Below are 19,309 nucleotides of genomic sequence, written 5' to 3'. Positions count from 1 at the left end.
TTCACTGTACGTCCATGCCAGGTTGGCTGCCGAGAGCATGAAATGTCTGGATCAGCATTTTCACTTGCAAAAATCCCCCATGTTTTTTATAGGTCAGGGCTTGTCGGCTCTGGCCTTGTTTTGTTCGCGGAACAAAAATGTCGGTCGCAGTTTTCGGCGTTTCTTGAACCCTGTCGCTCAACCCTGCTCGTCGTAACGGGAGCTGTATGTCGATACCACGTTTGAAATCCTACCTATCCATCGTCGCAACGGTGCTTGTGCTGGGCCAGGCCGTGCCTGCGCAAGCGGTCGAGTTGCCTGATTTCACCCAATTGGTTGAGCAAGCCTCGCCAGCCGTAGTGAACATCAGCACCACGCAGAAACTGCCGGATCGCAAAGTGTCGAATCAGCAGATGCCTGACCTGGAAGGCCTGCCGCCGATGTTGCGCGAGTTCTTCGAGCGAGGCATGCCACAACCCCGCACGCCTCGTGGCGGCGGTGGCGGTCAGCGTGAAGCGCAGTCCCTGGGCTCGGGCTTCATCATTTCCCCTGATGGCTATATCCTCACCAACAACCACGTAATTGCCGACGCCGATGAGATTCTCGTGCGCCTGGCCGACCGTAGCGAGCTGAAAGCCAAGCTGGTGGGTACCGATCCTCGTTCCGACGTTGCGCTGCTGAAGATCGAAGGCAAGGACCTGCCGGTGCTGAAATTGGGCAAATCCCAGGACCTGAAAGCTGGGCAGTGGGTTGTGGCCATCGGTTCGCCGTTTGGTTTTGACCACACTGTGACCCAGGGCATCGTCAGCGCCATTGGCCGCAGCCTGCCGAACGAAAACTACGTGCCGTTCATCCAGACCGACGTGCCGATCAATCCGGGTAACTCAGGTGGTCCGCTGTTCAACCTGGCCGGTGAAGTGGTGGGTATCAACTCGCAGATCTACACCCGCTCCGGCGGCTTCATGGGCGTGTCGTTCGCTATCCCGATCGACGTGGCCATGGATGTTTCCAACCAGCTGAAAAGTGGTGGCAAGGTCAGCCGTGGCTGGTTGGGCGTAGTAATCCAGGAAGTGAACAAAGACCTCGCTGAGTCCTTCGGTCTCGACAAGCCGGCCGGCGCGCTGGTTGCACAGATCCAGGATGATGGCCCTGCCGCCAAAGGCGGGTTGCAAGTCGGCGACGTGATCCTGAGCATGAATGGCCAGCCGATTGTCATGTCGGCAGACCTGCCACATCTGGTAGGTGCACTGAAGGCGGGCAGCAAGGCCAAGCTGGAAGTGATTCGTGAGGGCAAGCGCCAGAACGTTGAGCTGACCGTAGGCGCCATCCCTGAAGAGGGTGCCACCCTGGACGCCCTGGGCAATAACAAGCCGGGGGCTGAGCGCAGCAGTAACCGCCTGGGTATTGCAGTGGTTGAGCTGACCGACGAGCAGAAGAAAACTTTCGACCTCAAGGGCGGCGTAGTGATCAAGGAAGTGCAGGATGGCCCCGCTGCCTTGATCGGCCTGCAGCCAGGCGACGTGATCACCCACCTGAACAATCAAGCAATCGACACCACCAAGCAGTTCACCGACATCGCCAAAGCGCTGCCGAAGAATCGCTCGGTGTCGATGCGTGTGCTGCGTCAGGGGCGTGCCAGCTTCATTACCTTCAAGCTGGCCGAGTAATCCGCTAAGCCAATAAAAAGCCCCGCCGTCGGTTAACGATGGCGGGGCTTTTTATGGGTGATGGGTTTAGCCCATCATCCCTTTTACCAGACGTTCCTGTTCGATCAGTTCACGTTGGCGTGCGTCGATACGTGACGACAGCGGGAAGTTGCTGCCCGCGCGGCGCTTGGCGAAGTCCAATTGCTGAATCGCCTGCTGGAAGTCACCCACCAGGGCAAAGTATTCGGCGCGTGCTTGATGCAGGCCGATGATGTTGCCTGACAACCCACGGGTCTCGGCGACTTGATACCACACGTCTGGATCGTCTGGACGGGACTTGAGTAAGCCATCCAAGGCCTTTTCCGCGTCGGCTGTACGATTCTGTTTCAGCAGCAAGTCGACCCGGATCTGATTCAGTGGGTAGTTGCCAGGGTATTGGGTCAACATCCGATCGGTGCGTTGCTGGGCATCGGGCAGATGGCTGTTGTCTATATCCAGCTGGATCTGCGCCAGGTTGTACGTGATGTCATTGGGTGCCTTGGCCAGCAAGGGCTGCAGGCTCTCTCGCGCCAGCTTGAACTGTGAGGCCTTGATTTGGGCGATGGCCAAGCCATAGCGCGCCACATCGTTTTTCGGGTTCTCGTCCAGTTGCGCCTGGAAGCGCTTGGCGGCGAGTCCCGAGGTGTCCTCATATTGCAGCTGCACCCGTGCGCGGATCAGTTGGTAGCGCAGGCTGTCCTCCTTGCCACCGGGCTTGGATTGCTCGGCGCGGTTGCGGGTGTCGGCGATCCGCGATTCGGTGACCGGGTGCGTCAGAAGGAATTCCGGTGGCTTGGCGTCGAAGCGGTATTGGCGTCCCAAACGCTCGAACATCGTCGGCATGGAGCGCGGGTCGTAACCGGCTTTCTCCAGGTTGACGATGCCGATACGGTCCGCCTCTTGTTCATTCTGCCGAGAAAACCGCCGTTGTTCCTGGATCGCCGCCGCCTGGGTGCCGGCAATCGCAGCAATGCCCGCATCGCCTGCGCCGGCGGCTGCCGCGATGATGCCGCCAAGCAGGGCGGCCATCATCGGGATTTGCATGCGCTGTTGCGCTTCAACACCCCGGGCGAAGTGACGTTGGGACAAGTGAGCCAATTCGTGGGCCAGCACCGAGGCGTATTCGCCTTCGGTCTGGGCGTTGAGAAACAGGCCGCCGTTCACGCCGACGATGCCGCCTGGCGCGGCAAAGGCGTTGAGCTGCGGGCTGTTGATCAGGATGAACTCCAGGCGTCGGTCGTTCACCTGGCTGGTTTCTACCAGCTTGTACACGCTAGTTTCGACGTAATCCTTGAGTTGCGGGTCGTTCAGTTGGGAAACCTGCCCGCGCAGATAAGCCAGCCAGGCACGGCCCAATTGAAATTCCTGTTGTGGCGAGACAATGGCAGAACTGGCGTCGCCAAGCGACGGCAGGTCGTCAGCAAAGCCCGGAGAGGCCAGCAGGCAAGCCAGCGTCAGCAGGGTAGGGCGCAAAAAAGTCATGCACAGAGCCTTTGGACAAAGAGGTTACTGTAGCCGGACACTGAGCGTCGGACCAGATATTCTAAGCGCCCCGAACGCTTGCCCGGAGTAAACCCATGACCGACGCTGTAGCCTTTGATGCCGAGCTTGACGCCAGCGGCCTCAATTGCCCGTTGCCTTTGCTGAAGGCCAAGCTGGAATTGAATCGATTGGCCAGCGGTGCTGTGCTCAAGGTGATCGCCACGGACGCAGGCTCCCAGCGCGATTTCCGCACCTTTGCCAAACTGGCCGGCCATACGCTGCTGCATGAAGAAGATGCTGCCGGTGTTTACCGTTACTGGTTGCGCAAGGCCTGAGCCGCTGCCCCTACCAACCGAGGTTGATTGATGTTCAAAGTGTTACGAGACTGGATCCAGCGCTACTTCTCCGATGAAGAGGCTGTGGTGCTGGCCGTCCTGCTGTTCCTGGCCTTTACTGCCGTGCTCACCCTGGGCGGCATGCTGGCGCCCGTACTCGCGGGGATGGTGCTGGCTTACCTGATGCAGGGCTTGGTCACTACCCTTGAACGCCTGCGCTTGCCGGGTGGTGCGGCGGTGGGGTTGGTATTTGCCTTGTTCATGGGGCTGCTGGTGGTGTTTGTCGTAGTGGTGTTGCCGCTGCTGTGGCATCAACTGATTACGCTGTTCAATGAGCTGCCGGGCATGCTTGCCAAGTGGCAGTCGCTGTTGCTGCTGTTACCGGAGCGCTACCCGCATCTGGTGTCGGATGAGCAGGTGTTGCAGGCTATCGAAGTGGCGCGCGGCGAAATCGGAAAATTCGGGCAGTGGGCGCTGACGTTTTCCCTGTCCAGTCTGCCGCTGCTGGTCAACATCATGATCTATCTGGTGCTGGTGCCGATCCTGGTGTTCTTCTTCCTCAAGGACCGCGCAATGATCGGACGCTGGGTGAGTGGCTACCTGCCGCGTGAGCGAGCGCTGATCACGCGGGTGGCCGAGGAGATGAATCGCCAGATCGCCAACTACATTCGTGGCAAAGTCATCGAAATCATCATCTGCGGCGGCGTTACCTACATCGCCTTTATTGCCCTGGACCTGAATTACGCGGCCTTGCTGGCATTGCTGGTCGGTATTTCAGTGGTGGTGCCCTATGTCGGTGCGGTGGTGGTGACGGTGCCGGTGACACTGATTGCGCTGTTCCAGTGGGGCTGGAGTGACCAGTTCATCTACTTGATGGCGGTGTACGGGATCATCCAGACACTGGATGGCAACGTGCTCGTGCCGCTGCTGTTCTCGGAGGCGGTCAACCTGCACCCGGTGGCGATCATCTGCGCGGTGTTGTTGTTTGGCGGGTTGTGGGGATTCTGGGGAGTGTTCTTTGCGATTCCCCTGGCAACGCTGTTCAAGGCGGTGCTGGATGCATGGCCTCGGCAGGAGCCCGTTGTTGCGCCATTATTGTAGTGAGCGGGCTTGCCCCGCGCTGGGCTGCGGAGCAGCCCCGATAAAAAACGCCGCGTTCTTACAGAAAGAACGCGGCGTTTGGTTTTAGGGTTGCTACGCAGCCCAGCGCGGGGCAAGCCCGCTCACTACAATAGTCAGCTGTTCAGAGTCTGTGCTGCTGCCAATACGGCATCCACATGCCCAGGCACTTTCACCCCACGCCATTCCTGACGCAGCACGCCATTCTTGTCGATGAGGAAGGTGCTGCGATCAACGCCAAGGTATTCCTTGCCATACAGTTTTTTGAGTTTGATCACATCAAACAGCTGGCAGACCGCTTCGTCCTTGTCGCTGATCAGCTCAAAGGGGAATTCCTGCTTGCCCTTGAAGTTCTCGTGGGACTTCACGCTGTCGCGCGACACGCCAAACACTTCGGTGTTGGCCGCCTTGAACGCCGCGTAGTGGTCACGAAAACCCTGACCTTCGGTCGTGCAGCCCGGAGTGCTGTCCTTCGGATAGAAGTAGATCACCACCTGCTTGCCCTTGAGGGCGGCAAGGCTGAAGGTCTGGCCACTGGTGGCCTGGGCTTCGAAGTCGGCTACGGGTTGGTCGATGACTACTGCCATGGGTACTTCCTTACATTGGGTTCTGTGGGCGCCATGGTTCGATCAACGCGTCTAGGTTCAGGGCGTCGGCGAAATCCAGGAACTGGTCGCGAAGCCAACTGATCTGCACACCGGCCGGCAAGGTCACGGTAAAGGTGGCGTTGAGCATGGTGCCGCCGGTTTGCGGGGCCTGGTAGGTGTCACAGGTCAGGTTTTCCAATTCGACGTTGTGGTCGATAAAGAACTGGCACAGCTCATTGACGATGTCCGAGCGGTAGGCTGAGCTGACGTAAGCGACGTATGGCAGCGCTTGCGGGCGATTTTCCAGCGCGGCGCTGCGCACAACATTGACGGTGAAGTCATGCTTCTTGGCCAGGCCCGGCAGGCCGGTTTCCAGGCGTGCCAGGGCGTCCCAGGTGCCGGATATCTGCAGGACCAGCGCACTGCACTCGCCGTGGCGGGTCAGGCGGGAAGTCACGACGGCGCAGCGGTTTTCATGGCTGGCGCGGCACAGGACGTTGGTCAGCTCCATGGGGTTGGCGCCGAGGGCACTGATAACAAGGAATTGTTCGCGAACTGTGGGGGTGGACATGCAGCCTTCCTAAACGATGAGCGGTCGATACTCTGAGAGCCGTATCGATCAAAGCATGAAGGGTAGCGAAAAGCGCCGCCAAGGGATAGGAGGTGGCGTTTTCATTACGTGAACGGCGTGATTACACCCTGCTGTAACCCTTGCGTTCATCCAATGATGGCATTGCCCATCGTTTAGTTGCCCCATAACGCATCCTCACGCGGTACTTCGCTTGTACAAGCATCTTGGCGCCAGTACCATTACGGCTCTCTTTTTCCGGCAGGAGCGGTTGCATGATTGCGGGCAGTATGGTGGCACTGGTCACACCCATGGATGCACAAGGTCATCTCGACTGGGACAGCCTGGGCAAACTGGTGGACTTCCACCTGCAAGAAGGCACCAACGCCATTGTGGCGGTCGGCACCACAGGTGAATCGGCCACCCTCGATGTGGAAGAACACATCCAGGTGATCGAGTTCGTGGTCAAGCGTGTCGCGGGCCGTATTGCCGTCATTGCCGGTACGGGCGCCAACTCGACGCGTGAAGCGATCGAGCTGACCAAGAACGCCAAGAAGGCCGGCGCCGACGCCTGCCTGCTGGTGACCCCGTACTACAACAAGCCGACCCAGGAAGGCTTGTACCAGCACTTCAAAGCCATTGCCGAAGCTGTGCAGATCCCGCAGATCCTCTACAACGTACCGGGTCGCACCGCGTGCGACATGCAGGCCGCGACCGTGATCCGCCTGTCTACCGTACCGAACATCATCGGAATCAAGGAAGCCACCGGCGACCTGCAGCGCGCCAAGGACATCCTGGCCGGCGTGAGCAGCGATTTCCTGGTGTATTCCGGTGACGACGCCACCGCTGTCGAGCTGATCCTGCTGGGCGGCAAGGGCAACATCTCCGTGACTGCCAACGTGGCCCCGCGCGCCATGAGCGATATGTGTGCCGCCGCCATTGCCGGCGATGCAGCCACTGCTCGTGCGATCCACGAGAAGCTGATGCCGCTCAACAAGACACTCTTTATCGAGTCCAACCCTATTCCCGTGAAATGGGCGCTGTTCGAGATGGGCCTGATGCCGGACGGTATCCGTCTGCCGCTCACCCGCCTCAGCGAAGCCTGTCACGAACCGCTGCGACAGGCCCTGCGCCAGTCCGGCGTCCTGGTTTAATTGAGGAAGCACTACGCATGAAGCGATTGGCCGGACTTTCCGCACTTGCCTTGATTATCTCCAGCACCAGTGGCTGCGGTTGGATCTGGGGCCCGGAAGGCTACTTCCGTGACCGCGGCAGCGATTACCTGGAAGCACAAGCAACCAAACCGATGCAATTGCCGCCGGACGTCAACGTCGCCAAGCGCCTCGATCCGTTGCTGCCGATTCCACGCAACGTCGCCGACGACACCACTAAAGGTGAGTACGTGGTGCCACGTCCGCAGCCGATCTCGGCCGTGGCGGACGCCAGCGACTACAGCTTGCAGAAGAGCGGTGATTCCCGCTGGATCGTGGCTCAGCGTCCACCTGCCGAAGTCTGGCCAGTGGCCGTGCAGTTCTTCCAGGACAACGGTTTCCGTATTGACGAGCAGCGCCCGCAGACCGGTGAATTCACCACGGCATGGCAGCAAGGCAACGAGCTGTCCGCCACGATGGCCAAACGCTTGCAGGCCGGTGGTGTAGCCGCCGACAGTGAAGCCCGCGTGCGCGTGCGCATCGAGCCAGGCGTGCAGCGCAACACCAGTGAAGTCTACGTCGTGAGCGCCGAGCGTCCTGCCGGCAGCACGGCCAACGTCGACTTCACCAACCGCTCGGTCAACACCGGCGTTGACTCGGCGCTGGTCGACGAAATGCTGGCCAGCATGAGCCGTATCTCCGAGAAGGGCGGTTCCGTTTCCCTGCTCGCCGCCCGTGATTACGACACCCCGAGCCGCGTCAGCCTCACCGAGGACGGCAGCGGCAACGTGGTGCTGAACCTGGGCGAAGACCTGGATCGTGCCTGGGCCAGCGTCGGTCGCGCCCTGGAGCAGGGCCCTTGGCGTGTTGAAGACATCAACCGCAGCCTGGGCCTCTACTACATCAACGTGGCTGAAAAGGCCGAGCGTAAAGACGACGAGCCTGGTTTCTTCGGCAAGCTGTTCGGCAGCCAGCCGACCAAGGAAGAAATCGAGACCCGCGCCGAGCGTTATCAGGTTCGCTTGAGCAAGGTTGGCGAGACCGTGCAGGTCACCGTCGAGAAGAACATCAACACCGTTGCGCCAGCTGAAACAGCGCGCAAAGTGTTGGGTGTGATTCAGGACAACCTGGGCTGATCCGATGCGTTTTGCTGTTCTCGGTAGCGGTAGCCAAGGGAACGGCACGCTGGTCGCCCACGACGACACGTACGTATTGGTGGATTGTGGTTTCTCGTTAAAAGAAACCGAGCGGCGCCTGCTGCGCCTGGGGGTTCACCCCGCGCAGCTGAGCGCGATTCTGGTGACCCACGAACATGCCGACCACGTGCATGGCGTGGGTTTGCTGTCTCGGCGCTACAATCTTCCGGTGTACCTGAGTCGCGGCACCTTGCGCGGGATGCGCAAACCCATTGAACCCGCAGGTTTCCTGGCTGGCGGTGAGCAATTGCAAATCGGCGCCTTGAGCATCGATGTGATTGCCGTGGCGCACGACGCCCAGGAGCCGACGCAGTATGTATTCAGTGATGGCCAGCGGCGCTTCGGCGTGCTGACCGACTTGGGTTCCTACTGCGCGAAGGTGCTGGACGGTTACCGGAACCTCGATGCCTTGATGATCGAGTCCAACCACTGCCGAGACCTGCTGGCTCGCGGTCACTACCCCTACTTTCTCAAGCAGCGGGTGGGCGGCGAACTGGGACATTTGAACAACCATCAGGCGGCGTACCTGGTGTATGAGTTGGGCTGGCAAGACCTGCAACACCTGGTCCTGGCCCACCTGAGCAGCAAGAACAACCTGCCGACGCTTGCCCGGCAATGTTTTGTCGACACCCTCGGGTGCGACCCGGACTGGCTGCAACTGGCCGATCAAGATTCAGGGCTCGACTGGCGACATATCGCCTAGCCCACCTCACTCAAAGCGGAGCCCATCATGGAAAAACGTGAAGAACTCTACCGCGGCAAAGCCAAGTCGGTGTACAAGACCGACGACGCCAACCGCCTGATCCTGCTGTTTCGCAACGACACTTCGGCGTTCGACGGCAAGCGCATCGAACAACTTGATCGCAAAGGCATGGTGAACAACAAGTTCAACGCCTTCATCATGCAGAAACTCGAAGAGGCCGGTATTCCGACCCAATTCGACAAACTGCTGGGCGACAACGAGTGCCTGGTGAAGAAGCTGGACATGATCCCGGTCGAATGCGTCGTACGTAACTACGCCGCCGGCAGCCTGGTCAAGCGCCTGGGTGTGGAGGAGGGCCTCAAGCTCAATCCTTACACCTTCGAACTGTTCCTGAAAGACGACGCCAAGGGCGACCCGTTCATCAACGAGTCCCACGTCGTGGCATTCGGCTGGGGCACCGCTGAACAACTGGCCCGCATGAAAGAGTTGTCCCTCAAGGTCAACGACGTGCTGAACAAACTGTTCGACGACGCCGGCCTGCTGCTGGTCGACTTCAAACTGGAATTCGGCGTATTCCACGACGGCTCCATCGTCCTGGGCGACGAATTCAGCCCGGACGGCTGCCGCCTGTGGGACAAGGACACCAAGAAGAAGATGGACAAAGACCGCTTCCGCCAAGGCCTCGGTGACGTTATCGAAGCCTACGAAGAAGTCGCCAATCGTCTCGGCGTACCGCTGTAATCGACGCAAGCATCTGATAGCACGGAAAAAAATCGCTTCGGCGCTTTGCTTTCCTGATTCACGCTGTTATGATGCGCGCCGTTGGAGAGATGCCAGAGTGGCCGAATGGGACGGATTCGAAATCCGTTGTACCTTCACCGGTACCTAGGGTTCGAATCCCTATCTCTCCGCCATTACACAGAACAAGCCCCGTAGCTGAATAAGCTACGGGGCTTTTTCGTTTCCGGCGTTTGCTTGGGCCGTTTGCCATTCGAAATTCGTACTACTCAACGGATGCACCTTTCTTCTGTGTTTCCACGATGCTGCCTACAGGTATACCGTTGTGGCCCCGCCTGCACTTCACTATCGTTTGGTTTGTGCGAGACAGGCCCTACGTTCAGGGCTCTGGCTTCGTTGTCACGTGTGTCTCACCTCAAACGGCAAAGGAAATGCGTAATGAGCAAGAACACAAAACAAACCTCCGAAAAAATGGCGACCCTCGCAGCTGAAACCCTCGGTAATCCGAAGGCTTCAGCCATCGCCAAAAGTCTTGCCGCGTCAGCACTGGCCCAGAGTGGTACGTATAAGCAGACAAGTGCGGAGATGGAGGCGAAAGCTGGCAAGGCGCTTCACAGTGATAAGTACAGCGATGAGACGAAAGCCCTTGCCGCGTCGGTCCTCTCTCAATCCAATAAAGAGCGCAGAAGCTGAGCTAAGACCCTCTGGCCAAAGAACTCTTTACTCATGGACCGCCTTACTTGGCTAAGGCTGTCCATTTTTCACTAGGAATGCTCATCAGTTTCCGTCCCGCCTAAAGTCCTCCCTCACGCGGCCGAAATGCTGTCATACGATGTCGTATCCCTAATAAGAGTGCTCCCCTAAATGTCCCTTCGCAGCCTGTCCATCGCCCGCCGTGCGGGTTTGGGTTTTGCCTTGATTGCTTTGCTCGTGGCCCTGCTGGGTTTTTTTGCGCTGTCGAACATGGCAAGTATCCGCGCCAGTGCGGTGCAGGTGGAAAGCGGGCTGGTGCCGAAGATGCGGCTGGTGGCTGACATTCGCGAGATCATGTTGCGCATTCGTACGATTTCTTTGCGGATGGCGTTGGACCCCAGCCCTACGAGCCTCCCGCAATACCGCAGTCAGATGGATACCCGCAGCCAGGACCTGACGAAACGGCTGGCTGACCTCGATAAGGTGATCGACACGCCTGAGGTGCGCACGCTCTATGACCAGTTCCAGGTTTCGCTGCGCCAGTACCAACAGGGCTTGGCGCAGTCGTTCATCCTTGCCGATAAACAGCAGGGCGCCGAACTCAACAAGCTGCTGCTGGTGGACATGAAAACTGTGGTCGATGGCTCCGGCGCCCAGCTCAACGCACTCGCCGACTACTACAACGCCCAGATCAACCAACAGGGGCAGGCGGCCGAGTCGCAGTACAGTCGTTCGCGCACCATGGTGTTTGGCTTCGTGATCCTGGCGGGCCTGAGCACGGTGGCCCTGGCCTGGCTCCTCACGCGTAGCATTGTCGGTCCGTTGGGGCAGGCCATGCGCGCAGCCGAAAACGTGGCCCGAGGCGACCTGACCCAGACGGTGGAGGTCAGTGGAAACGACGAGGTAACCCGCCTGCTCGTAGCCCTGCACTCCATGCAAGGCAGCCTGCGCAGCACCTTGCAACTGATCCGGCAGTCGGCGGCACAGATGGCGGCCTCTGCCACCGACCTCAACGGCATTACCGACCAGAGCAGCCGCAGCCTGCAACAGCAGACGGCTGAGATCGAGCAGGCGGCGACGGCGGTCAATGAAATGACTTCGGCCGCTGAAGAAGTCGCGCGCAATGCGGTGTCCACCTCCGAATCCACCCGCCTGTCCAATGAAACCGCCCGTGAAGGCCAGCACCGCGTCGGTGAAACGGTCAGCGCGATTCAGGCCCTGAGCAGCAATATCGGCGAGACTTCGACCCTGGTGCAGAACTTGGCTGAGCAATCGCGGGACATCGGCAAGGTGCTCGATGTGATTCGTTCCATCGCCGAGCAGACCAACCTGCTGGCACTTAACGCCGCCATCGAGGCGGCGCGGGCCGGTGAGTCCGGGCGTGGCTTCGCGGTGGTCGCCGATGAGGTTCGTGCACTGGCCCATCGCACCCAGCAATCGACCCTTGAAATCGATCAGATGGTCACTGCCATGCGCACCGGCTCCAACGATGCATTGACCTCCATGCAGTCGAGCTCCCAGCGCGCCGCCGACACCCTGACCCTGGCCGAAGGGGCGGGTGGCGCCTTGAGTCAGATCACCAACTCCATCGACCAGATTCATCAACGCAACCTGGTCATCGCCAGCGCTGCCGAGGAGCAAGCCCAGGTGGCCAAGGAAGTGGACCGCAATATCGTCAATATCCGCGACCTGTCGGCGCAATCGTCTTCCGGCGCCGGGCAGATCAATGGCTCAAGCCAGGAGCTGGCGCGGTTGGCGGTGGCGCTCAACGACGCGGTCGCACGGTTTCAGTTGTAGTGAGGTCAGGTTGAGGGCGTGCAGCCTACGCAGGTGCGTTTTTTTTCAATGCGCGTGGGCCATGCGAAAACGCATTCGTAAGATAATGCCGGTCAAATCGACCACACTGGCGACTCCCGTGATCATCAACTTCGACCTCAACGACCTCCAAGCCTTCCGCGCCGTGGTGGACAAGGGCAGTTTTCGCGGCGCCGCCGAGGCCATCCGTATCTCGCAACCGGCCCTCAGCCGACGCATCGAAAAACTCGAATCCGCCCTCGACGTGAAGCTGTTCGAACGCACCACGCGGCGGGTCAGCCTGACCATGGTGGGCCGTGCCTTCCTGCCGCAAGTCGAGCGCATGCTCGACGACCTCGACATCGCGCTGATGGGCATCAGTAACGTCGCGTCCACGCGCATGGGCAATGTCACCATCGCCTGCGTGCCCTCGACCGCGTACTACTTCATGCCCCATGTGATCTCCGAATTCCACAAACTGTATCCGAAGATTCGCCTGCGGGTGCTGGACGCCAGTGCTGGCGAAGTGTGCCAGGCGGTGGAAAGTGGCGAGGCGGATTTTGGCGTGAGTTTCAGCGGCAGCCTGGCCGATGAAGTGGAGTTCGAATTGCTGTTGCAGGAGCGCTACGTGTTGGCCTGTCGGCGTGATCATCCGTTGGCAGAACGGGACAGCGTGACCTGGGCCGAAGCCTACGAGCACGACTACATCACCGTGGACAAGACCTCGGGTAACCGCTTCCTGCTGGACCAGGCCTTGCGCGGCGTGCGAGTGAAGAAGCCGAGTATCTGCGAGACGCACCACGTGACCACCATGATTGGTCTGGTGGAAGCGGGGCTGGGGGTGGCGATGGTGCCATCGATTGCGATGCCGGCGTGCGAACACCCGATTCTGGTCAGTGTGCCGCTGGTAGAGCCGCAGGTGATGCGCAATGTGGGCTTGATCAAACGCCGCGGGCGGACATTGCCGCCGGCGGCGCTGGAGTTGGAGCGGTTGGTGCGGGAGATGCCGTTTCGGTCAGCGTGACACCGAGTCCAGGCCGGTGGATTGCACCACCGGTTGCGCCTCGGGCGACGCCAGGTACTTCAGCAGCGCCTTGGCCTGCGCGGGGTGTTCGGCGTTCACCGGAATGCCTGCGGCAAAGCGCGTCACTGATTGCACGTCTTCGGGAATTTTTCCCACATAGGTCACGCCAGCTACCGGTAACAATTCCGCTACTTGCTGTAGACCCACTTCGTAGTCACCTTTGGCCACCTGTTCAGCCACCGGGATGCGTTCGATCATCGTGCCCTTGGCCGGCATGCCGAGCTTCTTGAACAGCTCTTTCTCGACATACACACCGCTGGCACTGTCCGAGTAGGCCACTGATTTGGCCTTGCTCAGCACCGCTTTCAATTCTGCGTCGGTGCTGATGGCGGGTTTCGCCGCGCCTGCCTTCACCACCAGGCCGATGCGCGAGTCCGCCAGTTCCACGCGGGACGCCGGGTCGACCTTGCCTTGTTTGATCAAGTCATCCAGGGCGTAGCCGACCATGATCACCACATCGGCGTGTTCGCCCCGGGCCAGGCGGTTGGGAATCGCTTCCGGCGCCTTGCCCATGGACGGGCCGAGAATGGTATCGAGGGTGTCACCGCTGCGCTGGGCATACTGCGGGCCGAGCAATTTATAGGCGGCGGTGAAACCACCGGAGGTCATCACCTTGAGCTCCTCGGCCTGGGCCGTCAGCGCCAGCGCGCCAAGGGCCAGGCCCGCCAGGGTCTTGAACAGAGGCTGCATCATGCCGCCCCCTGCATCACCTGCCCGCGCGTGTTGGCGCGGCGGTATAACGCCAGGGTCGAACACAGCGCACACACTGCCGCAAACATCATCCAGTAGGCCGGCGAAGCCTTGTCTTCGGTGATGTGGATGAACCAGGTGGAGATCGCCGGGGTAAAGCCACCGAAGATCGCGGTTGCCAGGCTATAGGCCAGGGAGAAGCCCGCCACGCGCACTTCCACCGGCATGATTTCGGTCAGCGCCGGGATCATCGCGCCGTTGTACATGCCATAGAGGAAGGAGAACCACAGCAGGGTCTCCAGCATATGGCCGAAGCTCGGTGCATTTACCACGTAGGACAGAGCTGGATACGCGGTAAGAACCGTCAGCGCAGTCATGGCGATCAGTACCGGCTTGCGGCCAAAGCGATCACTCAAGGTGCCGCCGATGGGCAGCCAGACAAAGTTCGACACCGCCACCAACAAGGTCACCAGCAACGCGTCGGAGGTGCTCAATTGCAGCACGGTCTTGCCGAAGGTCGGCGCGTACACGGTGATCAGGTAGAACGCGGTGGTGGTCATGGCCACCATCAGCATGCCGCCGATCACGACGGTCCAGTTTTTTACCAGGGTGGCCAGCACTTCGCGCATGGTCGGGCGATGCTTGCGGTTGGCGAACTCTTCGGTTTCCTGCAGGTTGCGACGCAGCACAAAGATAAACGGAATGATCACGCAACCGACGGCAAACGGAATGCGCCAGCCCCAGTCGGCAACCACCGCCGGTTCCATCCACACGTTCAGGCCGTAACCCAGCGCAGCGGCGACCACGATCGAGATCTGTTGGCTGCCCGACTGCCAACTGGTGTAGAAGCCTTTGCGGCCGGGGGTGGCCATCTCGGACAAGTACACCGACACGCCGCCCAGTTCCGCACCGGCCGAGAAGCCTTGCAGCAAGCGCCCAAGCAACACCAGCAGCGGCGCCCACAGACCAATGGTGTGATAACCCGGCACCAGCACGATCAGCAGCGTGCCGCTGGCCATGATCGACAGCGTTACGATCAGCCCTTTGCGGCGACCCACGTCGTCGATATAGGCACCCAGAATGATTGCGCCGAGGGGACGCATCAGGAAGCCGGCGCCGAACACGGCGAAGGTCATCATTAATGACGCAAACTCATTAGCGGCCGGGAAGAACGCCGCCGCGATGTAGGTGGCGTAGAAGCCGAACAGAAAGAAGTCAAACTGTTCGAGGAAGTTGCCCGAAGTAACGCGAAATACCGCGCCAATTTTCGAGCTGGCAGCGTCGGGCCGGGAAGGGCTAGTCATGGTTTTGTGTCTCCAGCGTTCTTTTTAAAGTGCTTGTTTCGCTTAAGACTGAGGATAGTGGCTGACACATTTAGAAATGATAAGTGAAAGATTTGGATTTATTGATGCGCTCAAGTTATCAATCGAAAATGCTGAAGCGTTTTGTGTAGCGGTCACTGTGGCGACGGAGCACCCCACGATGCGCATAGACGCCGCGCGCCGCGCTTTCTACACTGCGACCTGTCTTGGGGAAAGGGCAGGCGCCGATGAATCGCAATGAATTACGCAAGGCCGACATCAATCTGATGGTGGTCTTCGAAGCACTGATGCTGGAGCGCAATGTGACGCGGGTGGCCGAGAAGCTGTTTCTCGGCCAGCCGACCATCAGTTCGGCCCTCAACCGCCTGCGTACCTTGTTCAACGACCCGTTGTTCATTCGTGTCGGCCATCGCATGGAGCCCACCGCGCGCGCCGAGGAAATCATCCAGCATTTGTCGCCGGCCCTGGATTCGTTGTCGTCGGCCTTGAGCCTGACCCACGATTTTGATCCGTCCATCAGCACCATGACCTTTCGTATCGGGCTGTCCGATGATGTCGAGTTCGGTCTGTTGCCGCCGCTGCTGCGCGCATTGCGCCAGGAGGCGCCGCAAGTGGTGTTCGTGGTGCAGCATGTGGATTACTGGCGCATTCCCGACCTGCTCGCGTCCGGCGACATCACCGTAGGCATTACCCAAACCCGTGGCCTGCCGGCGAATGCCAAGCGCAAGTTGCTGCGCCATATCCGCCCGCGACTGCTGCGCGCCGATGCCTCGGACACGCCGCTGACCCTTGATGAATATTGCTCACGACCCCATGTGCTGGTGTCCCACACCGCCAACGTGTCAGGGTTTGCCGATGAGTGGCTGGCCGAGATCGGCCGCAAGCGCCACGTGGTGCTGTCGGTGCCGCAATACAGCGCGTTGCCTGCCTTGCTGGCCGGCACCGACCTGATCGCCAGCCTGCCGGACTACACCGCCGAAGCCATGGCGGTGTCGGGCAATCTGTTTTGTGAGCCGTTTCCGTTCGAGACGCCGACGCTGGATTTGTCCATGGTCTGGCTCAGCCACGTCGACACCGACCCGGCCGAGCGTTGGGTGCGCTCGCGACTGGAGGCATTCATGAGCGATAGAGGCTTGGGCACCAAGGCCTGACGCGATATATTCAAGAATCTTCCTACAACAAGCTCGGAGCAACCCATGCCACACCTGCACCTGGAATACACCGCCAACCTGACAGACCTGGCCGTCGATAAAACCCTGTTGCGGCTCAACAATGTGCTGATGGCGTCCGGTCAGTTCGGCTCCGAGTTCGATATCAAAAGCCGTGCGGTGAAGCTTGAGAGTTTTCAGGTCGGCACTTCCCTCATTCCACGTGGCTTTATCGCGGTGAAGCTGTCGCTGCTCAGTGGGCGGTCACCGCAGGTCAAGCAGCAGTTGTCGCAAAGCCTGCTGGCGGCGTTGCAGGATCTCGGCGATTGGCCAGCGGCTTTACAGGTTCAACTGAGCGTCCAGTTGGTGGATATGGACCGTGATTCCTACAGCAAAGCCGCCATCGGCTGACACCCTTGCGCAGGGCTTAGAGTAATCCTTGGTCTGCGCAGACCTTCACCACCTGCTCGCGAAACCAGGTATTGGCACTGTCCTGTTCACTGGTTTCGTTCCACTGCATGTCCAGGGTGAACCCCGGCAACCCGTTGGGCGCCTCGCAATGGCCGAACACCGCCGCTGGCGCCAACAGCTTTTGCACGCGGCGCGGCAGGGTGACGATAAAGTCGGTGCCGGTGATCATCTTCAAGGCGGCGCTGTAGCTGTTGGCCCGGGCAACCACATGACGCTTGTGGGCCTGGCGCGCCAGCCAGCCGTCGATCATGTTGGTGTCGGAGGTCCACGGCGTGGGGAACACGTGGCGTCGTTCGACGAAGGATTGCAGGCTGAATGCCGGCTCCCTGGGCGCCGAGCGTTTATCGAAGACGCACACCAGGTCGTCCTCCAGCAGCATCTGGGTCTTGAAGTCTTTGTGGGCGCGATGAAAGTGCGGGCCGAAGCAGATCACCAGGTCCAGGCGGCCTTCGCGCAGGTCATCGGCGGGGATCTGGGTTTCCAGCTTCTGCACATTGACGATCACCGGCAGGTCAGCACGGTCGAAGCTTTTCAGCAGGCGCGGCAGGATCAACTGTTCGAAGTATTCCGGTGCACAGACGTTGAAGGTCACCGCCTTCTGGGTCGGATCGAAGGCCTGGCCACCGGCGTGGCACAGGTTGATGCTTTCGAGGATTTTCTGCACATGGCCGTACATGGTGGTGGCCTTGTACGTAGGACGCATGCCCGCCCGGGTGTTGATAAACAGCTCGTCTTCAAAGCTGGTGCGCAACTTCTTCAGGCTGTAGCTCACGGTGGACTGGCTGACGAACAGCGTTTCGGACACCTCGGTAACGCTGCTCTGGTCGTAGACGGCGATAAACACCATCAAGTCCTGCATATCGAGTTTTCTGAGCAAGTTACTGTTTAACATCGGTTTCGTCCGTAAACCCTTTGTACCGAATTCAGTACAAGACAGCGCAAAAGCTTAACGGAACGTACGTGCCAATAGAAAGCTCTGTAGGGCGTTTCTATGTTTGCCGTGGGACAAATAATGTTTGCAACACGACCTCAGCGGATATGGTGCGCGTAGTGCCTTGGGTTGAAGCGCGTGACGATCAGCAGCATCAGTACAACCACCGCTGTCAGCGACCACCAGGCCCATTCGAAACTGCCCAATTGGTCACGAATCATCCCGGCGATCAGTGGCGACAAGCCTGCAATCAGGTAGCCGATGCCCTGCACAAAGGCCGTGAGGCCGCCGGCACGGCGCGGGTTGTCCAGGTGATCGAGGGACAGGATCAGGCTCATGGGGAACAGGCCGCCGATGCCCAGACCGAGCAGGCACGGCCACAGCAAACTCAGGGCTTGCGGGCTGAGAATCAGGCCGCAGAAACCGATGATGATCAGCACCAGCAACACCGCCACCACGCCGCGTTTATCCCGGCGACGGTTGGCGATGGCGGGGGTGATCAGGCCGGAGACCACTTCCATGGCCGTCAGGAAGCCCAGCAGCAGCCCGGCGTTCTGCTCGCTCCAGCCTTGCTCCACGTAGTACGGCGCCAGCCACGCAAGAACACAGGTGTAGGACGCGGTGCCCAAGCCAAAAAAGATCGCCAGCAACCAGGCACGACGGTTGCCAAAAAATGACGCCTGCGGGCCGGAACCGGCCTGGGGCAATGGCGGCATAGTTGAGCGCTGGGCGAGCCAGAACACCAGGGCGAGCAACGCCAGCACGGCCCAGATCGCCAGGCCGATACGCCAGCTGCCGGTGCGCATTTGCACGAAAGGGGAGAACGAAGCCGCCAGCGCCGCGCCGCCCATGATGGCGGTGACGTACAGGCCCATGAACAGTGACACGTTATCGCTGAAGCGCGACTTGATCAGCGCTGGCATCAACGCCTGGATCATTGCAATACCGACCCCCGCTGCAATGGCGCTGACGATCAGCTCCAGCGCCGAATCCAGAAACAGCCGCGACAGCGTCGCCACGCCAATCACCAGCAGCGACAGCACAATGCTGCGGTGCTCGCCGAAACGCCTGGCCAGGCCCATGCCAAAGAACATCGCCAGGCCCATGGCCATGACCGGCAGCATGGTCAACAACGCCGCGCTGCTGAAACTCAACGGCACATCGCCACGAATCGACGACAACAATGGCCCCACGGCCGCCATCGACGGGCGCAGGTTAAGGGCGACCAGCACCACGCTGATCATCAGCCAAACGGCGGTGGTGGGTTTTGCCTGAACGTTTTCCATGGGCCGACCTTGAGTGAACAAGGGCGAATCAGGCCACGCATGGGGGCGGGGGGCAAATGAGAAAGTCGCAGGGAGTATCTAAAAAATGCATTTCCCACAAACACCGCAAATCGAAATGTGGGAGGGGGCAAGCCCCCGATAGCCGTGTTTCAGTCTAAGCATCTGTAACTGATCCACCGCTATCGGGGCATGGGTATCTACACTACTCTCAAAGGCTTATACATAACGCTGTGGTGAGCGGGCTTGTCCCGCGCTGGGCTGCGCAGCAGCCCCAAAACCAGGCAACTTGGTTTTTCTGAAAAAACGCGGTGGCTTTGATGGGGCTGCTTCGCAGCCCAGCGCGGGAC

20 protein-coding genes, 1 tRNA gene and 1 pseudogene are annotated in these 19,309 nt (G+C 59.9%); 14 read left to right on the top strand and 8 right to left on the bottom strand.

What is annotated here, in order from left to right; translation table 11 throughout:
* Position 1 precedes the first annotated feature (1 nt).
* Entirely contained in the window at positions 2–181 is a 180-nt protein-coding gene (locus tag EJD88_RS27030; protein WP_162633354.1) for a hypothetical protein, read from the bottom strand.
* A 25-nt stretch (positions 182–206) separates the two neighbouring features.
* Here EJD88_RS27030 and EJD88_RS19545 point away from each other — a divergent pair, with 25 nt between their 5' ends.
* Complete coding sequence (locus tag EJD88_RS19545) at positions 207–1,646, top strand: DegQ family serine endoprotease (RefSeq protein ID WP_112194023.1); 1,440 nt, start codon at positions 207–209, stop codon at positions 1,644–1,646.
* Positions 1,647–1,712: 66 nt separating this feature from the next.
* Here the strand turns inward: EJD88_RS19545 and EJD88_RS19540 are convergent, their stop codons facing one another.
* Positions 1,713–3,146: a M48 family metalloprotease gene (locus EJD88_RS19540; protein WP_099587496.1), complete on the bottom strand. Its 1,434-nt coding sequence runs from the start codon at positions 3,144–3,146 to the stop codon at positions 1,713–1,715.
* Between the two features lie 95 nt (positions 3,147–3,241).
* Between EJD88_RS19540 and EJD88_RS19535 the strand changes: the two genes are divergently transcribed.
* The gene (locus EJD88_RS19535) at positions 3,242–3,481 is read left to right on the top strand and encodes a sulfurtransferase TusA family protein (protein ID WP_010212198.1); all 240 of its coding nucleotides are present in this window, start codon (positions 3,242–3,244) and stop codon (positions 3,479–3,481) included.
* A gap of 30 nt (positions 3,482–3,511) precedes the next feature.
* A complete protein-coding gene (locus EJD88_RS19530; RefSeq protein WP_027604314.1) occupies positions 3,512–4,582 on the top strand; it encodes an AI-2E family transporter in 1,071 nt (356 codons plus the stop codon).
* Between the two features lie 134 nt (positions 4,583–4,716).
* Here EJD88_RS19530 and EJD88_RS19525 read toward each other — a convergent pair whose 3' ends face one another.
* Both EJD88_RS19525 and EJD88_RS19520 read right to left on the bottom strand, forming a co-directional pair.
* Positions 4,717–5,187, bottom strand: a complete 471-nt coding sequence (locus EJD88_RS19525) for a peroxiredoxin (RefSeq protein WP_158878792.1) — start codon at positions 5,185–5,187, stop codon at positions 4,717–4,719.
* Positions 5,188–5,197: 10 nt separating this feature from the next.
* The gene (locus EJD88_RS19520; RefSeq protein ID WP_003172487.1) at positions 5,198–5,758 is read right to left on the bottom strand and encodes a glycine cleavage system protein R; all 561 of its coding nucleotides are present in this window, start codon (positions 5,756–5,758) and stop codon (positions 5,198–5,200) included.
* Positions 5,759–6,030: 272 nt separating this feature from the next.
* Between EJD88_RS19520 and dapA the strand changes: the two genes are divergently transcribed.
* The 9 genes and pseudogenes from dapA to EJD88_RS19480 all read left to right on the top strand — a co-directional run bounded on the left by dapA (position 6,031) and on the right by EJD88_RS19480 (position 13,054).
* Positions 6,031–6,909: a 4-hydroxy-tetrahydrodipicolinate synthase gene (gene dapA, locus EJD88_RS19515; protein ID WP_099587494.1), complete on the top strand. Its 879-nt coding sequence runs from the start codon at positions 6,031–6,033 to the stop codon at positions 6,907–6,909.
* Between the two features lie 17 nt (positions 6,910–6,926).
* Positions 6,927–8,042 carry an outer membrane protein assembly factor BamC gene (gene bamC, locus EJD88_RS19510; protein WP_099587493.1) on the top strand — a complete coding sequence of 372 codons (1,116 nt, stop codon included), beginning with the start codon at positions 6,927–6,929 and terminating at the stop codon, positions 8,040–8,042.
* A gap of 4 nt (positions 8,043–8,046) precedes the next feature.
* Positions 8,047–8,805 carry an MBL fold metallo-hydrolase gene (locus EJD88_RS19505; RefSeq protein WP_099587492.1) on the top strand — a complete coding sequence of 253 codons (759 nt, stop codon included), beginning with the start codon at positions 8,047–8,049 and terminating at the stop codon, positions 8,803–8,805.
* 27 nt (positions 8,806–8,832) lie between these two features.
* Positions 8,833–9,546, top strand: coding sequence for a phosphoribosylaminoimidazolesuccinocarboxamide synthase (gene purC / locus EJD88_RS19500; protein WP_017736329.1), 714 nt, complete (start codon positions 8,833–8,835; stop codon positions 9,544–9,546).
* An 83-nt stretch (positions 9,547–9,629) separates the two neighbouring features.
* A tRNA-Ser gene (locus EJD88_RS19495) sits at positions 9,630–9,719 on the top strand.
* 262 nt (positions 9,720–9,981) lie between these two features.
* Positions 9,982–10,236 carry a hypothetical protein gene (locus EJD88_RS19490; RefSeq protein WP_099587480.1) on the top strand — a complete coding sequence of 85 codons (255 nt, stop codon included), beginning with the start codon at positions 9,982–9,984 and terminating at the stop codon, positions 10,234–10,236.
* Positions 10,237–10,407: 171 nt separating this feature from the next.
* Positions 10,408–11,175: pseudogene (locus EJD88_RS27595) on the top strand (MCP four helix bundle domain-containing protein); the annotation flags it as partial.
* Positions 11,170–12,033: a methyl-accepting chemotaxis protein gene (locus EJD88_RS27590; protein ID WP_371926571.1), complete on the top strand. Its 864-nt coding sequence runs from the start codon at positions 11,170–11,172 to the stop codon at positions 12,031–12,033. The pseudogene EJD88_RS27595 and the gene EJD88_RS27590, both read left to right, overlap by 6 nt.
* 118 nt (positions 12,034–12,151) lie before the next feature.
* Positions 12,152–13,054, top strand: a complete 903-nt coding sequence (locus EJD88_RS19480; protein WP_099587573.1) for a LysR family transcriptional regulator — start codon at positions 12,152–12,154, stop codon at positions 13,052–13,054.
* On the opposite strand, the gene EJD88_RS19475 is transcribed toward EJD88_RS19480, so the two are convergent.
* Together EJD88_RS19475 and EJD88_RS19470 are read right to left on the bottom strand one after the other, a co-directional pair.
* Entirely contained in the window at positions 13,046–13,804 is a 759-nt protein-coding gene (locus EJD88_RS19475) for a substrate-binding domain-containing protein (RefSeq protein ID WP_099587572.1), read from the bottom strand. The two genes, EJD88_RS19480 and EJD88_RS19475, sit on opposite strands and share 9 nt — an antisense overlap.
* Entirely contained in the window at positions 13,804–15,108 is a 1,305-nt protein-coding gene (locus EJD88_RS19470) for an MFS transporter (protein ID WP_099587478.1), read from the bottom strand. The genes EJD88_RS19475 and EJD88_RS19470 overlap by 1 nt, the downstream gene beginning before the upstream one ends.
* Before the next feature lie 245 nt (positions 15,109–15,353).
* Here EJD88_RS19470 and EJD88_RS19465 point away from each other — a divergent pair, with 245 nt between their 5' ends.
* Together EJD88_RS19465 and EJD88_RS19460 are read left to right on the top strand one after the other, a co-directional pair.
* A complete protein-coding gene (locus tag EJD88_RS19465) occupies positions 15,354–16,277 on the top strand; it encodes a LysR substrate-binding domain-containing protein (RefSeq protein WP_099587477.1) in 924 nt (307 codons plus the stop codon).
* Positions 16,278–16,322: 45 nt separating this feature from the next.
* Positions 16,323–16,685, top strand: coding sequence for a 5-carboxymethyl-2-hydroxymuconate Delta-isomerase (locus tag EJD88_RS19460; protein ID WP_158878790.1), 363 nt, complete (start codon positions 16,323–16,325; stop codon positions 16,683–16,685).
* Positions 16,686–16,701: 16 nt separating this feature from the next.
* Here the strand turns inward: EJD88_RS19460 and EJD88_RS19455 are convergent, their stop codons facing one another.
* Both EJD88_RS19455 and EJD88_RS19450 read right to left on the bottom strand, forming a co-directional pair.
* Positions 16,702–17,637: a LysR family transcriptional regulator gene (locus tag EJD88_RS19455; RefSeq protein ID WP_099587475.1), complete on the bottom strand. Its 936-nt coding sequence runs from the start codon at positions 17,635–17,637 to the stop codon at positions 16,702–16,704.
* A 137-nt stretch (positions 17,638–17,774) separates the two neighbouring features.
* Positions 17,775–18,962, bottom strand: a complete 1,188-nt coding sequence (locus EJD88_RS19450; RefSeq protein ID WP_158878789.1) for a cyanate transporter — start codon at positions 18,960–18,962, stop codon at positions 17,775–17,777.
* Positions 18,963–19,309: the final 347 nt, after the last annotated feature.

The organism is Pseudomonas sp. PB105 (assembly GCF_009764655.1).
GTDB classification, from domain to species: domain Bacteria; phylum Pseudomonadota; class Gammaproteobacteria; order Pseudomonadales; family Pseudomonadaceae; genus Aquipseudomonas; species Aquipseudomonas cyclaminis.
This window is presented reverse-complemented; position numbering and strand designations above follow the sequence as displayed.

What these genes read in the sequence shown, in the direction of transcription:
- EJD88_RS19465 (WP_099587477.1), top strand. Translation starts at nt 15,354, where the DNA reads ATGAATCGCAATGAATTACGCAAGGCCGACATCAATCTGATGGTGGTC.
- bamC (WP_099587493.1), top strand. Translation starts at nt 6,927, where the DNA reads ATGAAGCGATTGGCCGGACTTTCCGCACTTGCCTTGATTATCTCCAGC.
- EJD88_RS19475 (WP_099587572.1), bottom strand. Translation starts at nt 13,804, where the DNA reads ATGCAGCCTCTGTTCAAGACCCTGGCGGGCCTGGCCCTTGGCGCGCTG.
- EJD88_RS19450 (WP_158878789.1), bottom strand. Translation starts at nt 18,962, where the DNA reads ATGGAAAACGTTCAGGCAAAACCCACCACCGCCGTTTGGCTGATGATC.
- EJD88_RS19535 (WP_010212198.1), top strand. Translation starts at nt 3,242, where the DNA reads ATGACCGACGCTGTAGCCTTTGATGCCGAGCTTGACGCCAGCGGCCTC.
- EJD88_RS19470 (WP_099587478.1), bottom strand. Translation starts at nt 15,108, where the DNA reads ATGACTAGCCCTTCCCGGCCCGACGCTGCCAGCTCGAAAATTGGCGCG.
- EJD88_RS19530 (WP_027604314.1), top strand. Translation starts at nt 3,512, where the DNA reads ATGTTCAAAGTGTTACGAGACTGGATCCAGCGCTACTTCTCCGATGAA.
- EJD88_RS19520 (WP_003172487.1), bottom strand. Translation starts at nt 5,758, where the DNA reads ATGTCCACCCCCACAGTTCGCGAACAATTCCTTGTTATCAGTGCCCTC.
- EJD88_RS19505 (WP_099587492.1), top strand. Translation starts at nt 8,047, where the DNA reads ATGCGTTTTGCTGTTCTCGGTAGCGGTAGCCAAGGGAACGGCACGCTG.
- EJD88_RS27590 (WP_371926571.1), top strand. Translation starts at nt 11,170, where the DNA reads ATGCAAGGCAGCCTGCGCAGCACCTTGCAACTGATCCGGCAGTCGGCG.
- dapA (WP_099587494.1), top strand. Translation starts at nt 6,031, where the DNA reads ATGATTGCGGGCAGTATGGTGGCACTGGTCACACCCATGGATGCACAA.
- EJD88_RS19490 (WP_099587480.1), top strand. Translation starts at nt 9,982, where the DNA reads ATGAGCAAGAACACAAAACAAACCTCCGAAAAAATGGCGACCCTCGCA.
- EJD88_RS19460 (WP_158878790.1), top strand. Translation starts at nt 16,323, where the DNA reads ATGCCACACCTGCACCTGGAATACACCGCCAACCTGACAGACCTGGCC.
- EJD88_RS19525 (WP_158878792.1), bottom strand. Translation starts at nt 5,187, where the DNA reads ATGGCAGTAGTCATCGACCAACCCGTAGCCGACTTCGAAGCCCAGGCC.
- EJD88_RS19540 (WP_099587496.1), bottom strand. Translation starts at nt 3,146, where the DNA reads ATGACTTTTTTGCGCCCTACCCTGCTGACGCTGGCTTGCCTGCTGGCC.
- EJD88_RS19455 (WP_099587475.1), bottom strand. Translation starts at nt 17,637, where the DNA reads ATGTTAAACAGTAACTTGCTCAGAAAACTCGATATGCAGGACTTGATG.
- purC (WP_017736329.1), top strand. Translation starts at nt 8,833, where the DNA reads ATGGAAAAACGTGAAGAACTCTACCGCGGCAAAGCCAAGTCGGTGTAC.
- EJD88_RS19545 (WP_112194023.1), top strand. Translation starts at nt 207, where the DNA reads ATGTCGATACCACGTTTGAAATCCTACCTATCCATCGTCGCAACGGTG.